Origin of the sequence: Acinetobacter courvalinii (assembly GCF_014635545.1) — a bacterium.
Lineage (GTDB): Bacteria > Pseudomonadota > Gammaproteobacteria > Pseudomonadales > Moraxellaceae > Acinetobacter > Acinetobacter courvalinii.
Genome location: NZ_BMDA01000007.1, coordinates 1 through 19,373 on the forward strand (window position 1 = coordinate 1; position 19,373 = coordinate 19,373).

22 protein-coding genes and 1 pseudogene are annotated in these 19,373 nt (G+C 43.7%); 12 read left to right on the plus strand and 11 right to left on the minus strand.

From position 1 onward, the window contains the following. Positions 1–387: 387 nt before the first annotated feature. Positions 388–523, plus strand: a pseudogene (locus IEV39_RS18695) (hypothetical protein); the annotation flags it as partial. Positions 524–2,645: 2,122 nt separating this feature from the next. Here the strand turns inward: IEV39_RS18695 and IEV39_RS16945 are convergent. Beyond that, positions 2,646–2,981: a protein tyrosine phosphatase family protein gene (locus IEV39_RS16945; RefSeq protein ID WP_005283194.1), complete on the minus strand. Its 336-nt coding sequence runs from the start codon at positions 2,979–2,981 to the stop codon at positions 2,646–2,648. A 126-nt stretch (positions 2,982–3,107) separates the two neighbouring features. On the opposite strand from IEV39_RS16945, the gene IEV39_RS16950 reads away from it, so the two are divergent. The 4 genes from IEV39_RS16950 (at position 3,108) to msrC (ending at position 5,423) form a co-directional block, all read left to right on the plus strand. Continuing rightward, complete coding sequence (locus tag IEV39_RS16950) at positions 3,108–4,004, plus strand: alpha/beta hydrolase (RefSeq protein WP_005283197.1); 897 nt, start codon at positions 3,108–3,110, stop codon at positions 4,002–4,004. Continuing rightward, entirely contained in the window at positions 4,005–4,442 is a 438-nt protein-coding gene (trxC, locus tag IEV39_RS16955; RefSeq protein ID WP_005283202.1) for a thioredoxin TrxC, read from the plus strand. Between the two features lies 1 nt (position 4,443). Next, positions 4,444–4,866, plus strand: coding sequence for an acyl-CoA thioesterase (locus IEV39_RS16960; RefSeq protein ID WP_005283204.1), 423 nt, complete (start codon positions 4,444–4,446; stop codon positions 4,864–4,866). Positions 4,867–4,943: 77 nt separating this feature from the next. Continuing rightward, entirely contained in the window at positions 4,944–5,423 is a 480-nt protein-coding gene (gene msrC / locus IEV39_RS16965) for a free L-methionine (R)-S-oxide reductase MsrC (protein ID WP_005228550.1), read from the plus strand. Between the two features lie 54 nt (positions 5,424–5,477). Here msrC and IEV39_RS16970 read toward each other — a convergent pair whose 3' ends face one another. The 3 genes from IEV39_RS16970 to IEV39_RS16980 form a co-directional block, all read right to left on the minus strand. Further along, a complete protein-coding gene (locus tag IEV39_RS16970; RefSeq protein ID WP_005283206.1) occupies positions 5,478–5,987 on the minus strand; it encodes a nuclear transport factor 2 family protein in 510 nt (169 codons plus the stop codon). A gap of 67 nt (positions 5,988–6,054) precedes the next feature. Then, the gene (locus IEV39_RS16975; RefSeq protein WP_005283210.1) at positions 6,055–6,549 is read right to left on the minus strand and encodes a DUF4442 domain-containing protein; all 495 of its coding nucleotides are present in this window, start codon (positions 6,547–6,549) and stop codon (positions 6,055–6,057) included. Positions 6,550–6,563: 14 nt separating this feature from the next. After that, entirely contained in the window at positions 6,564–7,052 is a 489-nt protein-coding gene (locus tag IEV39_RS16980) for a YajQ family cyclic di-GMP-binding protein (protein ID WP_004774427.1), read from the minus strand. 90 nt (positions 7,053–7,142) lie between these two features. Here IEV39_RS16980 and IEV39_RS16985 point away from each other — a divergent pair, with 90 nt between their 5' ends. Next, a complete protein-coding gene (locus IEV39_RS16985; protein ID WP_004774429.1) occupies positions 7,143–7,457 on the plus strand; it encodes a rhodanese-like domain-containing protein in 315 nt (104 codons plus the stop codon). A gap of 76 nt (positions 7,458–7,533) precedes the next feature. Here the strand turns inward: IEV39_RS16985 and mnmC are convergent, their stop codons facing one another. Genes mnmC through IEV39_RS17005 form a run of 4 tightly spaced genes read right to left on the minus strand, consistent with a single transcriptional unit; the run spans position 7,534 to position 10,853 of the window. After that, positions 7,534–9,444 carry a bifunctional tRNA (5-methylaminomethyl-2-thiouridine)(34)-methyltransferase MnmC2/FAD-dependent 5-carboxymethylaminomethyl-2-thiouridine(34) oxidoreductase MnmC1 gene (gene mnmC / locus IEV39_RS16990; protein WP_005283213.1) on the minus strand — a complete coding sequence of 637 codons (1,911 nt, stop codon included), beginning with the start codon at positions 9,442–9,444 and terminating at the stop codon, positions 7,534–7,536. 17 nt (positions 9,445–9,461) lie between these two features. Beyond that, positions 9,462–9,911 carry an SH3 domain-containing protein gene (locus IEV39_RS16995; RefSeq protein WP_005283216.1) on the minus strand — a complete coding sequence of 150 codons (450 nt, stop codon included), beginning with the start codon at positions 9,909–9,911 and terminating at the stop codon, positions 9,462–9,464. A gap of 3 nt (positions 9,912–9,914) precedes the next feature. Continuing rightward, entirely contained in the window at positions 9,915–10,217 is a 303-nt protein-coding gene (locus IEV39_RS17000) for a YciI family protein (RefSeq protein WP_005228562.1), read from the minus strand. Positions 10,218–10,241: 24 nt separating this feature from the next. After that, positions 10,242–10,853: a septation protein IspZ gene (locus IEV39_RS17005; protein ID WP_005228564.1), complete on the minus strand. Its 612-nt coding sequence runs from the start codon at positions 10,851–10,853 to the stop codon at positions 10,242–10,244. 45 nt (positions 10,854–10,898) lie between these two features. On the opposite strand from IEV39_RS17005, the gene IEV39_RS17010 reads away from it, so the two are divergent. Further along, complete coding sequence (locus tag IEV39_RS17010) at positions 10,899–11,750, plus strand: PHP domain-containing protein (RefSeq protein ID WP_005283221.1); 852 nt, start codon at positions 10,899–10,901, stop codon at positions 11,748–11,750. Between the two features lie 107 nt (positions 11,751–11,857). On the opposite strand, the gene IEV39_RS17015 is transcribed toward IEV39_RS17010, so the two are convergent. Next, entirely contained in the window at positions 11,858–12,769 is a 912-nt protein-coding gene (locus IEV39_RS17015; RefSeq protein WP_005283226.1) for a LysR family transcriptional regulator, read from the minus strand. Positions 12,770–12,872: 103 nt separating this feature from the next. Here IEV39_RS17015 and IEV39_RS17020 point away from each other — a divergent pair, with 103 nt between their 5' ends. Next, a complete protein-coding gene (locus IEV39_RS17020) occupies positions 12,873–13,919 on the plus strand; it encodes an aldo/keto reductase (protein WP_005283229.1) in 1,047 nt (348 codons plus the stop codon). A 51-nt stretch (positions 13,920–13,970) separates the two neighbouring features. Here the strand turns inward: IEV39_RS17020 and IEV39_RS17025 are convergent, their stop codons facing one another. Next, the gene (locus IEV39_RS17025; RefSeq protein WP_005228572.1) at positions 13,971–14,882 is read right to left on the minus strand and encodes a bestrophin family protein; all 912 of its coding nucleotides are present in this window, start codon (positions 14,880–14,882) and stop codon (positions 13,971–13,973) included. Between the two features lie 44 nt (positions 14,883–14,926). Continuing rightward, positions 14,927–15,649, minus strand: a complete 723-nt coding sequence (gene radC / locus IEV39_RS17030) for a RadC family protein (protein ID WP_005283232.1) — start codon at positions 15,647–15,649, stop codon at positions 14,927–14,929. A gap of 197 nt (positions 15,650–15,846) precedes the next feature. Here radC and coaBC point away from each other — a divergent pair, with 197 nt between their 5' ends. The 4 genes from coaBC to IEV39_RS17050 all read left to right on the plus strand — a co-directional run bounded on the left by coaBC (position 15,847) and on the right by IEV39_RS17050 (position 19,373). Beyond that, entirely contained in the window at positions 15,847–17,103 is a 1,257-nt protein-coding gene (gene coaBC, locus IEV39_RS17035; protein ID WP_005283236.1) for a bifunctional phosphopantothenoylcysteine decarboxylase/phosphopantothenate--cysteine ligase CoaBC, read from the plus strand. A 155-nt stretch (positions 17,104–17,258) separates the two neighbouring features. Next, on the plus strand, positions 17,259–17,636 hold the full coding sequence (locus IEV39_RS17040) for a cytochrome b562 (RefSeq protein ID WP_005283238.1): 378 nt from the start codon (positions 17,259–17,261) through the stop codon (positions 17,634–17,636). 167 nt (positions 17,637–17,803) lie between these two features. Continuing rightward, positions 17,804–18,649, plus strand: a complete 846-nt coding sequence (locus IEV39_RS17045) for a methylated-DNA--[protein]-cysteine S-methyltransferase (RefSeq protein WP_005283241.1) — start codon at positions 17,804–17,806, stop codon at positions 18,647–18,649. Further along, the gene (locus IEV39_RS17050; protein WP_005283243.1) at positions 18,636–19,373 is read left to right on the plus strand and encodes a 2OG-Fe(II) oxygenase; all 738 of its coding nucleotides are present in this window, start codon (positions 18,636–18,638) and stop codon (positions 19,371–19,373) included. Before IEV39_RS17045 ends, IEV39_RS17050 begins: the two co-directional genes overlap by 14 nt.

Genomic DNA, 19,373 nt, shown 5'->3' on the forward strand with positions numbered 1-19,373 from the left:
GAAGTGAAACCTCTTAGCGCTGATGGTAGTGTGGCACTTGCCATGTGAGAGTAAGTCATCGCCAGCTCTTAAATACGAAACACCCCTAACCTGACGGTTAGGGGTGTTTTTTATTGCGTGGGAAAAAATAAGTTGGTTTATTAAATTACATCTCTTTCGGCATATTTATCTCAGAGCAACCTTTATTTCTTTTAAGGAAAAAATTTATTTGTTAAAAGTCCTAACATAATTCTCGATTCTTACAAATAGTTTGATTGGCTTCACTTTAATTATCTTTACTTGAAGACAAACTATATTTACACAAAATCTATATTATGGTTACATTAGGCATATTTTTATAATGAAAAGTCTAATTCCATTTGGGGATTTGATCGGGGATAAAAAGGAATGATCATGAATAAAAAACAACTTACTTTAAAGTTGTCAGCGATTGCTGTATCTGTTTTATTAGCAAGTTGTGGTGGGGGAGGCGGTGGCTATTATGGTTCCAATAATAATAGTTCTTCGGGTGGAGACAATAATAACTCTTCTGGTGGAAATGGTGAGACTCCCGTTACAGCAGTAAATATAGGAACTATCTCTTTAACTGATTCTAATGGCAATGCAGTTACGACAATTACAAATCAAGGGGTAACAGCTCAGGTTGTCGTTAAAGATAATAATGGAAAAGGTATTAGTGGAGCTGTTGTAACTTTCACTGGTAGTAATATGGTGTTTGGTACTACAAATGCAACAGCACTTACGAATGCGGAAGGCGTCGCTACAATTTCTATAATACCTACCGATCCGACGGTCACAGGGGTATACGTTTTATCGGCAACAGCTGTCTATAATAATGTAACCTCTACACCTGCTAATTTAAATATTGTTTTTTCTAAACAAGACGTTGTAATTTCTAATATGCTTGCGGCTAGTTCAACTCTTGAATCTGGTGGATCAACACTATTAAGTTTAGTCACACAAGACTCCAAAGGTAATTATCAAAATAATGTACCAGTTAACTTTACTGCTGATTGTGGAAGTTTTAGTAATAGTAATGTAACGTCATCTAATCAGGGAAATATTGCAACAACATACTATGCTTTTGATTCGAAAGGCAACTTATGTGATGGCAATCAACAGATCAGAGCGGCAACCTCGACAGGAGTAACCAGTAGTATTTCTGTTTCAATCGCTCGGGCTCTGGCAACTTCAGTCATCTATACGACAAAAGATCCTGTGCAATTAGGAATTAATTCAAGTGGTTCATCTTCCTCTGGACAAATTGAATTTACAGTTTATTCAAATGGTACCGTACTTAAAAATCAAGATGTTACCGTGAGTCTAGAGAAAGCTCCTACGGACTTAAACTTTATTCGATTAGGCAATCGTACAGCTCAAACTATTAAAAGTGATAGTGAGGGTAAAGTAATCGTAACAGTCTATCCCGGTAATATTCCTGGCCCTGTTGAGATTAAAGCAAGCTTATCGAATGGTCTAAGTGCATTATCTAAAAATGTCACAGTGACCACTGGACGAGCTACACAGAAGAGTTTTAGTTTATCTACAAGTAAGCAATCTTTACAATCAGATAAAGATGGAGATATCGCAAGCATTACCGCAATGTTAGCAGACCGGAATTCTAATAGTGTTCCAGATGGTACAGTGGTCAATTTTGTTGCTGAGGGCGGGAAAGTTGACGGTAGTTGTAAAACAGTAGATGGTCAATGTAGTGTTAATTTGCGTACGCAGAATCCTCGGCCTGCAAATGGACGTGTGACCGTGCTGGCTTATGTAGAAGGTGATAAATCATATACGGATAAAGATGGGGATGGTGTTTATACGCCAATCAGCGCTGGGGGAATTGATACACTTGACAATAATATTGGTAATTTTTTCCGTGATGATAATGAAAATGCTACTTATGATAGTGGCAATGGAGAATTTCTTTATAAGCGTGTTGCCGCACCATATAGCACCAACCTCTGTACAATATCCTCAGTTTTCCAACCTAATATTCCATACACTTGTGATGATCAGCTAGCAACGACTTTACGTCAACAAATGATTTTCTCTTTTGCTTCTGATACACCAACATTTATTAATAATTATGGAATAAGTGGTAATTTAATTACTTCAGATTCATTTGGATTCCAAGTCTTTGGTAATAGTATGTTAACTGTTCCAATGCCATCTGGTACAACTATCGGGGTCTCAACTGAAGATAATACCGATGCCAATAATTTATCGTGTACTGCTAAGATTGTTAAAGGTGATAATCCGGTACCAAGTGTAATGAACTTAGAATCCCCTAGCTCTTTTAGTAATAGTACGGTTACAAAATATGGTGCAGAGCTGAAAGGTTGTGCAGCAGGAGATAGAATCTTAGTAACAATCACAGCCCCGAATAAAGTAACATCATTCAGATTTATACGTTAATTAGCATGAGTAGAGAACAGCACTTCGGTGCTGTTTTTTTATAATGCTGTTCCTACACTGACTGAGGCAGTCGGACGAACTTGCATTGAGCTACAAGCTGAAACAGCGAAAAGACATAACAGGATAATAGCTAGTTTGGACATGGTTCTTTATCTTATGAAAAAGAACCATCTTCATATAAATCGCAAGATTTAACTATTTTGATCGGGTAATGAAATGTAATGAATTTAATCGTCCAACAAATCCATCTGTTTTGCTAACTGATATAAATTATTCGAACGGTTTCCTGTGCGGCAGAACATCAAAATCGGTTTTGGCAGTTCATTATAATGATTTGCAAAAGTACGCACGTCCAGTTCAGTAATCTGACCCGCCACAACAGGCTGATAGACATAATCCAGACCTGCACTGCGAGCAGACTCTTCAATCTGTGCACTGGTCGGCTGATCAGACCCACCTTCCATATCAGGACGGTTATTAATAATCGATTTGAAACCTTTTTCAACAACCTGAGCTACATGCTCCGGGCCGATTTGACCTGCAAAACCTATATTTTCTGACATCTTGTCACTCCAAAATCAAACAAAACATTTTATGCTCTATCTATCATAGCATTAAGCTCGATCTTGGGTTTAAATGTCTATATTAAATAAACGATGATAACGAATAAGATACGCAATGGAGCGCGCATGCATACTTATACAGTTGAGCCGTTGTATGTTACGAGTGGTGATGAAACCATCGCTGCCGACTTCTATCTTCCGAAAACAAATATCAAACCTGCTGTGATTGTGATGGCGCATGGATTTGCCGGATTGCGTCAATTTAAGTTGGTTCAGTATGCACAGCGTTTTGCCCATGCCGGCTATGCCGTGATTTTGTTCGACTATCGTTATTGGGGCGGCAGTACCGGTAAACCGCGTGAACTGGTATCGCTCAGTGCCCAGCTTGATGATTGGAAGAGCGTGATTCAATATGCCTCTAACTGTAAGTCGATTGATAGCCGACGGATTATTTTGTGGGGTACATCACTCAGTGGTGGCTATGCACTGAGTTTGGCGACGGATCTGAAAAATATTCAGGCAGTGATGGTACAAGTGCCTTATGTTGACGGGGCAGAAACAGCCAAGCTATATCCATTGCAACGTTATCCAGAAGCATTGAAACGTTCCAGTCAGGACTATATGGGCTCCAAGATGGGCTTGGCGCCTAAAACCTTACCCGTAGTCGATCAATATAAACTCTGTTTCTTACCGACCTCAGATAGTTATTACGGTTATCATTCGATTGTAAATCCTGATTATTACTGGAGTGGCGAAGTGCCTGCACGGGTGTTTTTTAATCTGATGCGTTACCGGCCGATTCAGTTTGTACGCAAGATTAATATTCCAGTGTTATTTATTGCGGCTAAATATGACAGCCTGATTCCGATTGCCTCAAGTCGTGAAGCCGCCACCAATATTGCGCCATTTGTGAGCTATCATGAATGGGAAATGAAGCATTTCGATATTTATCACGATTCTTGGTTTGAAAAAGCAGTGACAACCCAATTAGAATTTTTACATCAACATATCGGAGTGATGTAAATGATTATTGTCTGTGCATCATGTGGTGCAAAAAATCGTGTACCTGAAGAAAAACTGGCGGTTCATCCCAATTGCGGTCAGTGCCATCAAGCATTGCTGCCTTTAGAACCGATTGAGCTGAATGAACAAAACTTTAGCAATTTCATTAGCAATAGTGATTTACCTGTGCTGATTGACCTATGGGCAGAATGGTGTGGTCCATGTAAAATGATGGCGCCACATTTTGCTCAGGTCGCCAAGCAAAATCCTTACGTTGTTTTTGCCAAAATCGATACGGAAGCAAACCCGCGTTTGAGCGCTGCATTTAATGTCCGTAGCATCCCAACTCTGGTTCTCATGAACAAAACCACAGAAGTGGCGAGAATCAGTGGCGCATTACGTGCACCTGAACTGCAACAGTGGCTAGATCAGCAATTACAGCAACAGCAAGGAAATTAACATGAGCGAACGCCCAAAGCATCCTGAAGGGATCTTATCTCTACAAAATATTGCCATGCCAGCGGATACCAACTGGAGTGGTGATGTTTTTGGAGGCTGGATTGTTTCCCAGATGGATCTGGCTGGAGCGATTCATGTTGAACGTTTTAGTAAAGGCCGTTGTGCGACGATTGCCATTAATCAGATGACTTTCCTTGTGCCTGTAAAAGTAGGTAATGTGATTAGCTGTTATACCAAGATTCTGAAAGTCGGTAGCAGCTCGGTACAGGTTCAAATCGAAGTGTGGAACAGTCACGATGATTCACGTGAACCTGTACGGATTACCGAAGGCGTATTTACATTTGTTGCGGTGGATGTAAATGGAAATAAACGTTTAATTACAGATGAAATTAAACAGGCTTTTCTAGCTTCACAGTCAGCTTAAATGATCCGTTTTAATATCTGCACTTACTAGAACAGCTAATGATGTTTTAACACTATTTTTTAATCGAGAATATACAGATGGCTGAAGAACTGGTTTTACAACAGGGCCACAAAGTTGAGCAATATCAAAGTATCCTGCCACAGATTCAGGCCATTGTTGAAGATGAAGCTGATGTGATCGCGAATCTGGCCAATATCTGTGCGGCACTCAGACAGCAATTTGGCTGGTTCTGGATTGGCTTTTATCTGGTGAAAGGAAATGAGCTGGTATTAGGACCTTTTCAAGGACCAATTGCCTGTACCCGTATTGCTAAAGGTCGTGGTGTGTGTGGTTCAGCATGGCAACAACAGCAAGTAATTGTGGTGCCTGATGTGGATCAGTTTCCCGGGCATATTGCCTGTAGCTCTGACTCTAAATCGGAAATTGTGTTACCCATCATGAAAAATGGTGAGTGTGTCGGTGTGCTGGATATTGACAGTGATGAACTAAATCAGTTTGATGAGGTTGATGCTGAACATCTCCAGCAATTGATGGCAATGATTGAAAAATTTATCTAAGCCCAAACTATAAAAAGCCCACATGATGTTGGGCTTTTTTTATGTGTACTCTGCTTAGAACATGGTATTGGTATTTTTGCTGTTCTCTGGAATGTTCTGTATCACATCCCAGTGCTCTACAATTTTGCCATGTTCAACCCGGAATATATCTATAATGGCTCGGCCTCGGTCAGTGTCATTTTCAGTCGAATGCACATGCAGGACGACTAAATTTCCTTCAGCAATCACTTTCTTGATGACATTCTTTGCCTGAGGATGATGACTAAATTTTTGCGTAAAGAAGTTTACAAAAGGCGCCTTACCATCAGGTACATTCGGATTGTGCTGAATATACTGATTCCCAATATAACGATCCGCGTATTGTTTGACCTGATGTTTCAGGAAAACACCTTCATAAAAATCGGTGACAATTTTCTTGTTTTGTTCAGCTACAGACTTTGTGTGCTTTGCGGGCACAGAAACGCGGGAAGAGGCATCAGCAGCAAAGACTTGACCTGGGTAAAATGCTAGATTGAGCAGGACAAATACATGGGAAAGAAGCAATATTTTTTTCATTTTTAGCATCAGAACACAAACAGATAGGCTTGTATCCTGATACTAATGATGAACTTGGAGTAGTCTAGACCGGTTATTATTTTTTACGTTTTGGTAACCAGGCCCAAAGCATCTGGCACTGGATCGGTTCGTTACCAGAATCATCAATCACGGTCACAGGAATCAATAACTCGCCTTTTTCATTTTCAGCAATAAACTTTTGCAAATCTGCCGATAAGCTCGCTGTTGCAGTTAAACCACCTTGTGCGACTTTTAAATAATCCACATGCAGTGATTTGATCAACAGAATACGATCATCCGGAACATGTAAACCCGTTAAAAAGCCCGTCGCAGTTTCTGCAAGTAATGCCATTGCGGCAGCATGAACCCCTTTAATATGGTTTTGCATATTGCGCTGGTTTTCAATACGAACAGTCACGTGGTCTTTATCCACTTCCAAATAGCGGATATTGGCTGTGCCGACCATAGGAACAACACGACCAAACGCTTTGCTCCAGAGCGTGCTACGAATGCCTTTTGGAAATTTAGAGGTGGTTTTAACCAGCTTATAAAGACGGTTATCTTTTGCCATGATGAACCTATTACTTAATCTTTGAAGTTATTAAATTGCAGTGGCAGACCAAATTGTTGTTCACGTAAAAAGTTCATCACTTGTTGCAAAGTATCGCGCTTTTTATCCGTGACACGGATTTTGTCTCCTTGGATAGAAGATTGCGCTTTGATGCCACTTTCTTTAATGGCTTTATTAATTTTTTTTGCGGTATCTGAGTCAAGTCCATCTTTAAGCTTGATCACTTGCACTACATTTTTACCTGAAGCGGTTGCCTTTTGTGGATCGAGTGCCTGTACGTCAACTTTACGTTTATAGAAATGGTTTTCCAGCATGGTATAGACTTGTTCACACTGGAAATCACTTTCAGTTGAAATTTTGATTTCTTTATTTTTTTCATTTAGCTCAATTGAAACATCCTGCCCACGGAAGTCAAAACGTGTAGCAATTTCTTTTTGCGTGTTTTGCACCGCATGATTGACTTCAAATAACTCTAATTCAGAAACAATATCAAAAGAAGGCATAGTTAGACCTTTACAAAGGGAAAGAATATTTGAGATGCTAAGGGGGTTTTCTTCATTTGCCAAGTGTTGTTTACATCAAAGGAGTGCACAATGATCCGTAAACAAGAAATTACAACATTTGAGTTCCCAGAAGGCGCAGTCATTTGGGATGTCCGAGATACCAAAGCGTATACAGAGGCTCATGTCAAAGGGGCGGTGAATCGTCCAATTGCTGAATTAACTGCGGATAGTTTGACTCAAGTGGCAGCGGATCAACCGATTTACATTCTGTGTGGTGGCGGTAGTAAAGCACCGCGTGCAGCAGAGCTTTTAGACGGTATTGATAGTTCTCGTGAGTATGTTGTATTGATGGGTGGCACACGCGCAGCGCGTGATGCAGGCTTAGCTTTGGAACAAGGCGCTTAAAACACTCAAAAATTTGCCAAAATACTTGGGTATTTTGGCAAATTCAAAAATAATAAAGATTCAAACGTCCAAATACTTAACCTGAATAATACGGTTTTTTAGCTTTTACTTTCTTCTGGAAGCGTTGCGGATTCAATTTATCCAGTAACGGTTGTGGAACCGGACACAGTTCACCCAAGATCAATGCCGCCAGAATCTCACTACATAGTGGCGCAAACAAGAATCCTTTCGACCCTAAACCTGCAAAGCTATAGTTTTGCTCATGGTTGTGGACTTTGCCGACCAGAGGAAAGTAATCCAGACTCTGGGCACGGACAGCGGCCCGACCTTGCCAGTGCTCTAGAGCAGGCAACTGTTGTGCGTATTCAGGGAACACATTGTGGATAAGTTCGTGGTTATGCACATGGTCTTCAGCCAAGACTTCGGCATCATCCCGATTGGGATAAAACGAAGCTCCCAGAATCAAGTGTGAGGCATCCAGTTGCATGCAATAGCCGCCATAACTATAGGCCTGATCCAGCGCTAAAGGCTGCTGGCGATTCTCAACCCAGCTGACTTGTCCCCGAATGGGCTTTAAAGCCGGGTAGTTTTCAAACAGTTCCGCACTTTGTCTGGCGCAACAGACAATAACATGATCTGCCGTGGCGATCCGTTGTTGCTCCTGCCAAAGTTCAGTTCGTGATCCGACTGAGTTTAAGCGGGAAATTCTGGCTGTTTTTATGCTGATATTCGGATGCTGTAAGATTTCATCACGTAACTGGTGTGGAGAAACTGCACCTGCATGATGTAGTGTCAAATTCGGCAAGTCTGTCTTCGGGAATTGGTGCTGCTCTGATGGTGCTGATAAAACACCTTCAGGATATTGTTCTGCCAAAGCCAGTAATTCATCCGCATTCTTCAATGCCAATTGCTGGACCTGAATTGGCCTAAAAGCCTTAAAACGCGTATAAAAGTTGAGCGCATGCTGCCAGCTTAAGGTCATCAGGTGTTCAGGTGCCTGATCAATCGGGCATAGTTTGGGGTTGAGCAGCGCCAGTGGATTGCCAGAAGCGCCTGCAAGCGGCTCATTTTGCTCGTATATGGTGACTTGATGGCCACGTTGAGCAAATGCCCAGGCTGAGCTTAAACCTGCGATTCCAGCGCCAATAATCGCGATCTGGCGTGGTCCGGTGTTTAATCGGCTTGTATTTGCTTCGGTTTCGGTGGCAGGGAGCTGTTCTGAATTTATTGAGCCTGTTTCAGGTGTTGCAATGTCCTGCCAGATCGCTTTGAGCATTTCCCGTTTATGCCCAAAACCCCGTGGACGGCTAATCTGGATGCCATGTTGTTTCAGTCCACGTTTCAGTACACCAGCCACACTAAAGGATGCGAAGGTGGTTCCGAACTCGGACAAACGCACGATGTGATTCAGCACATTTTCTTGCCACATATCCGGGTTACAGGAGGGGGCGAAACCATCCAGAAACCAGGCATTGACCGCTTGTGTTTTGGGGATGACGGGGAAGATATCCTGGGCATCACCCAGCCATAAATCAATGCTGAAACGTTGTTCTGGAAAACTGAGACGGTGACAGCCTGCAATCGGCAGGGGATATTGCTGAATCAGCTGTTCGGCCAGTGGCTTTAGCTCAGGCCAGACATTCAGTGCGCGAACCAGGTCTGCTTTGCTGAGGGGAAACTTCTCTACACTGATAGCATGTAGATGGCTATGGTTATCTGGACGTACCTGTTGCCAGAGTTGCCACAGGGTCAAAATATTCAGCCCTGTGCCAAAACCAGTTTCTCCCACACAGAAGTATTGATAATCACTCAGTTGCGCAAGACGTTCAGTTAAATCATTACCGTTTAAAAACACATGGCGTGTTTCAAGTAAACCGTTAGCTTTGGAAAAGTAGACATCGCCAAATTGCTTGGAAATAGGAATCTCGATACCATCGACCCATTCCCAGTCCAGATCAGCAGTTTGTAGTTTTGATGAGAGAGACATAAATAAAGATGTTGGTTTTACCACTGACGACGGCGTTTAGTGTAAACATAACTGGCAATAAAGAAACCGAGAATCACACCGACCGCAATAGTCATGGCGCCGTATAAAAACATTTGTGCACTACGTTCGCTTTGCAACACCTGAACCTGAACCGTTAAATTGTCATTTTTTAACTGTAGTTCCTGATTCTGTGCCAGTGCTTCAAGATTGGCATGCTCAAGTTGCTTCAAACGGCTGGCCTGATCCTGAATCATGGCTTTGACTTTAGCATCTTGCTGTTGTTTGGCTTTAACAATCTGTTCAGCCGTCAGCGGTTTAGCCGCAGTGGCAGGTGTGGCGGTGGTGATTTTAGCTGGTGTCGCTGGAGCGACTGCTATTGGGGCAACAGTCGGTGTAGCAGGTTCTACAGCCCATGCACTAGAACTGAGTAAACTTAAAATGAAAAAGCTTTTGACTGCAATGTGCATGATTTACCCTTTTGGAAAAGCTTTGTTGAACGGTCTAACCTCAATATCTGAGTAGATCCCTTCTTTTAAAAATGGCTCTTCCTGAATCCAGGCATCCAGTGCTTCGCGGCTCTCAAATTCAACAATCATGGTACTGCCAAAAAAGCCTGCCTGTGGATCATTGGGATCTTTAGGATGTGCACCCGCAGCAATTAAACGACCTTCATCATCTAACTTTTGTAGACGTTCAATATGTTGCGGACGGGTGGCTAAACGTTTTTCCAGAGTACCTTCGCGATCAGTACAGGTCAGCACAAAATATGGCATGGCAGTAGCTCGATGATTTAAAATCTATTCAGTGGTTTTGAAATGTTTTCGTAAGAAAAACAGTATAGCAGCAAGGTAACTCAGAGAAACGATAATATCGCCAAAAGCCGTGAATTCGCCCCAATATTTTCCTTGCATATAGACAAAACCAAAGAAGAAATGCAAAGCAGCAAGCAAAAAGAATTGACCGCACCAGGCCCAGTTCAATTTGATCCAGCCTCTAGGGCTCAGCTCTAACATTGAACCTAACAGTTTCTGGATAATTGGCATGCGTTCTTTATTAAATAAAGGGGTGACTAAAAAGCCCAGACCAATCCCGATATTGATGATAATCGCCTTCATTTTGATGTAGGTGACATCGCTAAAAATCAGCGTGATGCCTCCAAAAATGACCGACATGAGCACAATAAACCACTGCATTTTTTCCAGCTTGAATTTCTGGAAAAAGAACAGGCAGCCATAGACCACAAGCGTCGAGATCAGCAGGGCACAGGTCGCCACCAGAATATGGTTCTGGTCGGTATTTCCTGCGCTGCCCACCAACTGCAACAAGGGATGATGACTATCTTTAGGATCGGTGGTTTTATAAAAATAAAAGAAGATAATAATCGGAAGATAGTCGAGCAACGCTTTCATGTTACAGTACGATGATGAAATAGGTCAGATAGCATAATACAAACCATGTTCGGTGTCGATTTACATACCCATACGCTCATTTCCGACGGTACCTTCTCTCCTGAGCAGCTGGTACAGGCTGCTGTTGACTTAAAAATACAGATACTGGCTGTGACTGACCATGACACTATGGATGGGCTGGAACGGGCGCGAAATTATGCACAAGATTATGATATTCAAATTATTTCTGGCGTAGAAGTTTCCAGTCAGTGGTCGAGACCCAATACCAAAAAGAGCTACGGTGTGCATATCGTGGCTTTAAATATGCAAGATGAAGCACCGATCAGGGCCATGCTGGAAAATCAGAAAAAAATCCGTGCGGAACGGGCCAAAGTGATTTGTCAGCTCTTAGAAAAATGTATCGATTTTGATATTTATCCTGATGTGATTGCCCAAGTGGATGGGGAGGCAGATCGGGTGACTCGCACCCATATTGCCAAAGCCTTAGTCGACAAGAATATTGTGAGTCGTCCGCAGCAGGCTTTTGACCGTTTCCTGAAAGAAGGCAAGAAAGCCTTTGTCAAATTCGAAGGGGTGGGGCTGAAGGAAACCATCGAGATTATTCATGCCAGTGGCGGGTTGGCTGTTCTGGCTCACCCAACCCGTTATGATTTGTCGGCAACCAATGTCCGTTACCTGATTGAACTTTTTGCTGAATCTGGGGGGGATGCGGTTGAGTTACCGCCGAGTATTGAGCCCGCTTCAACCCGACAGATGGTCGACCGGATGATTCAGCAATTTAATCTGACGGTTTCAATTGGCAGTGATTTTCATGGCGACAATATGCCGTGGATCAAACTGGGACAAACGCCGCGAGTCAATCAAGGACAGAGCGGAATTTGGGAACGTTTTCAATAAGTGGAACAATGAAAAAATTACAACTTTGCTTCATTGTTGTCTTATTCCTGATTGTTTTATGGAGCATTCAATGGATGTTTCATGGTTTTGCAGGACTCTAAATCAACTTAGGTTTTAATTTGCCAATCAGCGTGTTGCTGGAAGTAATCGCTTAAATAATCTAAAAAGCATTGCACCTTCGGCGGTACCAAGTCTCGATGCGGAAACACGGCATAGATTGCAGTGGCCTGCACGGGAAAATCAGGCAGCACCTGGACCAATGTGCCGGTATTTAAATCTTCCGCAACATGCCAGAGCGAATGATTGGAAATGCCTAAGCCCTGTAAGGCAGCCTGTCGAATGGCTTCACCCGAATTGCTACTAAAGTAACCTTCGACACGGATCTGTTCAGTTTCACCCGCTTTATTCAGAAAATACCACTGGTCAGTTAAGCCATTGGCATGCTGTTGCAAAATACAGCGATGAGCTTTGAGATCAGATAAGCTTTCTGGAATCCCATAGTATTGCAGGTAAGCGGGTGACGCACACAGCAACCTGGGATTTGAGCTTAATTGTCTGGCAATCAGACTGGAGCTTTGTAACTGTCCGATCCGAATCGCCAGATCCATGCCCTGTTGAATTAAATCAATGTTTTGATCATTCAGGTCCAGATGAATGTTTAGTTCAGGATGTAACAGCGAGAATTTGGCAATTACAGGCATTAAGATCTTGGTCCCAAAGATTGCGGAAGCGGTCATACGCAATGTTCCGGAAAGGATATGATCTTTGACTTTTAATGACTCATGTAAATTGACAAAATCAGCCAGCCAGCTACGCCCGTGGGTCAGCAAGGTGCGGCCTTCTTCTGTCAAGCTGAGTGTGCGGGTGGTACGATGAAATAAACGCAATTGTAACTGTTGTTCCAGACGTTGCAGTTTCTGGCTGGCGACTGACACGGAAATATTGGCATCTTGTGCGGCTTTGCTGATCGAGCCCAAGTCTGCAACCCGAATAAAAAACTGGAAATCTTCTGTATTCATTATCAATAAAACCAGAAAAGTATTTCCTGATTATCGTGGTTTTTTTAATAAACCCCTAGCGCTATTTTAGATCTTAAGCAAATACAGGTTTAAGAGAAGCATCATGAAATATCATTTTCTAGGAAACTCAGGTTTAAAAGTCTCGGAATTAGGATTTGGCGCGGGTACTTTAGGCGGGCAGGGACAAATCTTTTCTGCCTGGGGGCAAGCCAGCCAAAGCGAGGCCAATCAAATGATTCAGGCGGCACTGGATGCCGGGATCAATTACTTTGATACCGCAGATGTCTATTCGGATGGCGAGTCGGAGCGAATGCTGGGCAAGGCTCTGGCTTCGAAAAGACAGCAGGCAATTATTTCGACCAAGGTGGGTATTCGTAGCTCGGCGCATTTAAATGCTGCAGGATTTAGTCGGGACTATTTACTTTCCGCCGTAGAGCAATCGCTGACCCGACTCGGAACCGATTATATTGATGTATTGCAATTACATCAGTTTGATAGTTTTACCGCATTACATCAATTGATGAAAACGCTGGATGAACTGGTACGCAGTGGTAAAGTCCGTTATATCGGCGTGTCCAATTTTGCTGGCTGGCAACTGATGAAAGCTCAGGCCATTGCAGAACAACATGGTTATGAAAAGTTTGTGGTCAATCAGGTCTATTATTCTTTAATTGGCCGTGATTATGAGTGGGAGCTGATGCCTTTGAATGACGATCAACAGATCGGTGCAGTGGTGTGGAGCCCTTTGGGCTGGGGACGCTTAACCGGTAAATTTGATCGGGAAAATCCGATTCCGGCCCAGAGCCGTTTGCATGAGACGGCACAGTTTGCCCCGCCTGTGAATGAGACACATCTTTATCAGGTCATTGATGCACTTAAACAGATTGCAATCGAAACAGGTTATTCCATTCCTCAAATTGCCTTGAACTGGTTGTTACAGCGTCCAACCGTTTCCAGTGTCTTGATTGGTGCGCGTAATCAGACGCAACTGCAAGAAAACCTCAAAGCAAAAGATCTTCAGTTATCGACTGAGCATCGGGCGCAGTTAGATCAGGCCAGTGCGATTTATCCACCTTATCCTTATTATCCGTACTGGAATGGGCAGTTCACGGAGCGCTTCAAGTCTCTGGTACCCTCACAGTTTGGTTAAGCGTTTGATTTATCATCCGAATAAAAATGCCCTCATTGGAGGGCATTGAAATTAAAGCAAGTTGTGATCTTGGGCCTGAATTGGCGGTGGCGTCGGGCGGCCCAAAGTGCCGAGTAATTCGATCTCAATCGAGCGAACCATGGCATCAAGCGGTAGGTCGTTACTTTGTGTGCCAAAAGGTTCTTCAATTTCAGTACTTAAGGCATCCAGACCAAGAAAGGTATAAGCCAGAATTCCCACCAGTAAGGGGGTGGCCAAACCTAACAAAGAACCTAAGCTGAAAGGTAACATAAAGCAGAAGAAATATACGGTTCGATTCAGTAACACCGAATAGGCGAAGGGAATTGGCGTGTTGGCAATACGATCACAACCGGTTTGCATTTCGCTTAAAGCCGCTACATGACGGTTCATCTGGGTATAGATAATATCCGAGATTTCGCCCTCTTTCATGGCCTGTAACAGTTCCCACTGGATCAGGCTTAAGGTGTATTGCGGGGCATTGTGCTGTTGGTAAAGCTGGGTAAGTGCCTGTTGGCTCAAGCCGCTGGTTTCCGTCAATTCGGTCGGATTTGCGGTTTGATGGCGCAAACGGTCTCGCAAAACATTGGCAAAGACAATTACATTTTGAATGATACGTTCCCGGCGGGCTTGGGTTAGAACACGACAGTCCCGATCAAAATGACGGGCTGTGGCAATCAGAACGCCCCAGAGTTTACGGGCTTCCCACCAACGGTCATAACAGGCGGTATTTTTAAAGCCGAGGAAAATCGACAGGACTACACCGATCAGGGTAAAGCCAACCAATGGAATTTCAGGAAACCGGTAAAGTCCGACATATTCAACACCACCAATAATGGCAGAGATCAGCATCACGAAGCCGAGCGAAGGTAAAATTTTGGGTAGAATCGTCCCACGCCATGAGAATAAAACTTTAAAAATACTCGGCTGGTCACGGACAATCATGTTATATGAATCATTAATTTTATGTGTTGATGTTCAGGCCAGATTCAGGCTTTGTCAAGACCAGATTGCCTGATTGGGGCAGGGTTGAGTAGTTGTTGTTCAGAAAAGGAAAAATGTCCTTCAGGCGAAATAATAAAGTGATCGATCAGGTGGATTTCTAGTAACTTACAGGCCTGTTTCAACTGCTGGGTCAGATAAATATCTTCGGGGGACGGTTGGGCAATTCCATAGGGATGATTATGGGCCACCACGATCTGGCAGGCTTGCTGTTGTAAGGCATAGCGTAAGGTCTGGTTGAGTGAAACAGTGCAGGAATGATGCGAGCCAAAAAACAGTTTTTTGAAATGCAATTTTCTCAACTCTGCATCGAGGCACAGTACCGCAAAGACTTCCTGCTTTTCTCCCAACAGTTCATAACGTAAATAGTCGAGCACCAGCGTAGAGGTATCCAGACAAAGTCGTTGCTGATGGAAATGATTATTCAGATAACGTCGCCCCAGTTCTTTGACTGCCATGAGCTGGGCATACTTGGTCGCAGCAATCCCATTAAATTGTGATAAGTCCTCAAGATTGGCATCAAATATCAAGTTAAGTCCGCCAAAGTGTTGAATCAAAATACGTGCCAACTCCACCGCAGAGTGTTGTTTCGAGCCTGAACGAAGAAAAATCGCCAACAGTTCGGCATCAGATAAGCTTTGTGCACCTTGAGATAAAAGTCGTTCTCTGGGACGTTCTTGCTCGGGCCAGGTTTTTATCGATTGATTCAATGCTTATTTTTCCCCTTGATTTTATTGTGATTATTATTTTTTTAGGCAAAAAGGAATGCCAGGCGTTGCCTTTTGATTTTTGCCAGACCAATAATATTCTCTACCGTCAGTTCCACTGAAATGTTGAGGGTGCCACTTGGGTATCCACTTATTTAATGCTATTGTGAGCGCCACTGCAACAGTAAGGTATCCTGTTTGTGAGCTTCGATCTAAGTGTTATTCCCCATAAAAACATTATATTAGCGGTTACAGGTGGTATTGCTGCCTATAAAAGTGCCATCTTGGTGCGCCGTTTAAAAGATTTCGGTTTTGATGTCCGTGTGGTCATGACACATGGCGCGCAAGCATTTATTACCCCTCTTACTTTTCAGGCGCTGTCTGGAAATCCGGTGCATACCGAACTGCTTGATCCTGAAGCCGAAGCCGGTATGGGACATATTGAATTGGCTCGTTGGGCCGATCTGGTTCTGGTTGCACCTGCCAGCTGTGACAGCATCGCAAAATTTGCCAATGGTTTGGCGGATGACTTGCTCAGTACGCTCTATCTGGCAACCAAAGCACCGGTCTGGGTGGCACCAGCCATGAACCAGCAGATGTGGGCGGCGAAAGCGACACAACGCAATCTGCAAACGCTGGTGGAAGATGGCGTGCATGTGATCATGCCAGATGCTGGTGAACAGGCCTGTGGTGATGTGGGGCTGGGCCGTATGCCTGAGCCTGAAGATTTGGCCCGTCAGGTTGCGGCCTATTTCCATAAGGCACAACGTGCGCTCGCTGAAAAATTTGGCCTGTTGGCTGGAAAGCGCGTCACCATTACTGCAGGGCCGACCCGTGAAGCGATTGATCCGGTACGTTATATTTCAAACCATAGTACCGGTAAAATGGGCTTTGCACTGGCAGCTGCCTGCTATGCCGCAGGGGCAAAAGTGACGTTGGTCGCTGGACCTGTTAGTTTGGATACGCCGAATGGTGTACAACGCATTAATGTCAGTTCAGCCATGCAGATGCTGGATGTCAGTATGAACCAGCTGAAAGAAGGGTGTGACATCTTCATTGCAACGGCGGCTGTAGCGGACTATCGTGTGGCACAGGTTGCAGAACATAAGATTAAAAAAGCAGGTGATGAACTTGCAGTCGCATTAGTGAAAAACCCGGACATTGTGGCGACCATTGCCCAGCAGGAAGAACGTCCATTTATGGTCGGCTTTGCCGCTGAAACGCAAAATGTAGAAGAATATGCGGCAGGTAAACTGGTGGCGAAAAAACTGGATATGATTGCCTGTAATGATGTATCACGTCCTGACATCGGTTTTGCTTCAGATCAAAATGCCATGACCGTGTTCTTCGCCCAGTCTTATCATATGAAAAAGCGTGAGCTGGAAAAAGCAACGAAACAGGAGATTTCACAGCAACTGGTTGAATCTATTGCTGATGCTTTACGCCGTCGTTTATAAACGAGAGAAGCAATCTTTTTTATTAAAATGCAACGATTTCGTTGCATTTTTTATGTATGCTAAATCAGCAATATGCTTTGTACCCTGGATGTCAGCGACAAAGTTTTTGCATATGACAAATAAAGCATAGCCACAGTTTTTGATAGGATATCCTGATGATTAAAAAAACTTTAGCCACCGTTGTGATGTTGTCCGCTTTTGCATTCAGCCATACGGCAATGGCTGCGGGTTTAGAAGATGACATGAAAACGCTGGGCAAGAATTACAAAGCGTTTAATCAAGCCAGCAATGCACAGGCTGCTACAGCTGCGTTAAATAATATGCGTACTGCTGCGGTACATTCGAAACAATATAATCTGGCTGCAAATACACAGGCGAAAGTTCCTGCTTCAACAGCGTTATTTGACCAGATTGTCGGGGAAATTGATAAGGCCAAATTACTGGTACAAGCCGGTAAGCTGGATGACGCCAAAAAACAGGGTAAAAAGATTGTGGAATTACGTGATCAGGGGCATAAGTATTACACCCACTGATTGATTAGTGATGGGTGATAACCTGAGAGGGCTGTACTTAAACAAGTGCAGCTTTTTTATTGGAATTTGAGACCGTAAAACGACCGGGTTGAGACTGAGCATGATTCAGATTTTCACTGGGTGACAAAGTTGCTACAGTGAAAACAAGAATGATGAGAGGTGATGATATGTCCTCACAACAACGTAATTATGAGCGTATTGCCCAAGCGATTCAGTACATCCAGCAGAACTTTCAGCAACAACCACAACTGGATGAAGTGGCTGCGCACATTCACTTAAGTCCTGCCCATTTTCAGCGTTTATTTACCGATTGGGTCGGCACCAGTCCTAAAAAGTTTTTACAGTATATTAGTCTTGAACATGCCAAACGGATTTTGAAACAGGAACAGGGCAGTATTTTTGATGCCACCTTTGCCACAGGCCTGTCCAGTACCAGTCGCTTGCATGATCTGTTTATCCAGATTGAAGGCATGACGCCGGCTGAATATAAACATGGTGGCCAGAGTCTGACCATCCACTATCAATTTGCAGAGACCTTGTTTGGTGAAGTCCTGATTGCATCCACGCATAAAGGTATTTGTGCGCTCAGTTTTGTGGACAATCAGGTTGATGCGCTGATGCAGTTAAAGATGCAATTTCCTCAGGCTGCTTTTATTGAACAGGTTGATGCCTTTCAGCAAAGTGCTTTGGCCCTGTTTCAAAAAGACCAGCAGCAATTGGCTGAAATTAAACTGCATTTAAAAGGCACCGAGTTTCAACTCAAGGTGTGGCAAAGTCTGCTCAAAATTCCGATGGGACAGCTTGCCACTTATGCTGAACTTGCCCGAGTCATTGATCATCCCAAAGCAGCACGGGCAGTAGGTACTGCGATAGGCAGTAATCCTGTGGCATTCCTGATTCCCTGTCATCGAGTGATTCAGTCCAGTGGCCTGTTTGGCGGCTATGAGTGGGGGAGCGTGCGGAAAACAGCAATCATTGGCTGGGAAGGTGTGCAAAGCCATGCCGCAATATGAACAAGAGCAGATACAGACTGTGATTGATAAGATTCAGGCTGCGGATTGGGAGCGGATCACAGAGCAAATCCACCATCAGGGATTTGCCTTGATTGAGCAGGTGTTATCGACCGAACAGTGCGAACTGCTGCAACAGTTGTATCCGCAAGCGGAGCTGTATCGTAAAACGGTGGATATGCAACGCTATCGTTTTGGTCGAGGTGAATATAAATATTTTACTTATCCGTTGCCCAATCTGATTGAACAGCTACGCCATGAGGTCTATTCCCATCTGGCGCCGATCGCCAATGCATGGTTTAGGGTACTGAAGATAGCGCAAACATTTCCGGCTTCACATGCTGAGTTTTTACAGCAATGCCATCAACAGGGACAAGTACTGGCAACGCCGCTGATTTTGAAATATGAGCAGGGCGGCTTTAATACACTTCATCAGGATTTATATGGTGAGGTGTATTTTCCTTTACAACTGGTGATTGTACTGAGTCAGCCGAATCGGGATTTTACAGGAGGAGAACTGGTCTTTACCCAACAAAGCCCGAGAGCTCAATCCAAGGCCATGGTGATGCAGCCACAGCAAGGCGATCTGTTGATTTTTACCACGCAATTTAAGCCAGAAAAAGGCAGTCAGGGTTATTACCGGGTCAATATCAAGCACGGGGTCAGTCCGGTGCTGCACGGTCAGCGTTATAGCCTTGGGATTATTTTCCATGATGCGGTGAGTTAA